Annotated in this window: 1 protein-coding gene and 1 pseudogene; both read right to left on the bottom strand. The window is 69.6% G+C overall.

The genetic code is table 11. The features are described 5' to 3' along the window. Positions 1–973 (bottom strand): methyl-accepting chemotaxis protein (locus TSO221_RS31080; protein WP_146208959.1); only part of this gene is annotated, 973 nt, incomplete at its 3' end. Between the two features lie 70 nt (positions 974–1043). Continuing rightward, positions 1044–1297 (bottom strand): annotated as a pseudogene (locus TSO221_RS35755) (hypothetical protein); the annotation flags it as partial.

The following is a 1297-nucleotide window of genomic DNA, read 5'->3' on the forward strand; positions in this document are numbered from 1 at the left end:
TCTTCTCGGTCTGGCCGGCGTTCTCGGCGTTCTGCTTGACGTTGGAGGCCATCTCCTCCATCGACGAGGACGCTTCCTCGGCAGCCGAGGCCTGTTCGGTGGCGCCCTGGCTGAGCTGCTCGGCGCTGGCCGACAGCTCCTGGCTGCCGGCGGAGACGTTGGCGACGGCGGTCGAGATCTCCGTCACCACGCCGCGCAGGCGCTCGACCATCTGGTTGATGTGGCCGACCAGCTCGCCGATCTCGTCGCGGGTGGTCACCTCGGCGACCGCGGTCAGATCGCCCTCCGACACCGCCTTGGCGAGGCCGCCGACGCGGGTCAGGCTGCTGGTGATGCCGCGGCCGATGAGATAGGCGATGGCGAAGGTGATGACCGCGAAGGCCAGAGCCATCAGGCTGCCCTGCACCGCGCTGGCCCAGAACAGGGCGTCGACGTTGTCGATGTAGACGCCGCTGCCGATCACCCAGCCCCACGCCTTGCTCTTCTCGGCGTAGCTGACCTTCGGCATGGGCTGCGGGGCGCCGTCCTTCGGCCACAGGTACTCGACGAAGCCGCCGCCCTCCTGCGCGCGGGCGACCAGGTCGCGGACGAAGTACTGGCCGGCCGGGGTCTTGGCGTCCCACTGGCTCTTGCCTTCCAGTTCCGGCTTGGCGCCGTTGAGGATGACGTCGCCGTTATCGGCGAAGACGAAGACGTACTCGTTGCCTTCGTAGCGCACGGCGCGCAGCGCGTTGCGGGCGGTGGCCTGCGCCTGTTCGGACGGGAACTCGCGCCGTTCGGCGCGGACCTCCAGGTCGTTGACGATGCTACGCGCCTGCGCGACCACGGCCCGCACCTTGGCCTTCTGGTCGTCCATCATCTGGGTGCGGGATTCGGCCAGGAAGATCGCGCTGAGGATCAGCATCGCCACGATCGAGACACATGGCAGCAGGAAGAGTTTCGCGCGCACACTCATTCGCGACAGGCTGATCATCGTTTCCTCCACTCGTCTCACCCGGCGCGGGAGATCCGCGGCTCGGGTCGTAAGTCACACGCGGCGCGGGTCAGTGCCGCTGGAACTGGGCGTCCAGGGCGTCGCCGGCGTCGTTCAGGTTCAGGGCGAAGCCGCCGTTGGCCTTGCCGTTGCCCAGCCGCGCCTTGGCGGCGCGGGGCGGCGTCGGCTTGGCGCCGCCGTTCGCGCGCACCGGTTTCGCGGCCGGGGCCGGTTCGCTCCGCGCCGGCGTGGCGGCGCCCTGCTCGTCGGTGCGGAAATAGGCGATGGCGGTCTGCAGCTGCTCGGCCTGCGAGGCCAGCTCCT

The sequence above is a fragment of the Azospirillum sp. TSO22-1 genome (assembly GCF_003116015.1).
GTDB lineage: Bacteria > Pseudomonadota > Alphaproteobacteria > Azospirillales > Azospirillaceae > Azospirillum.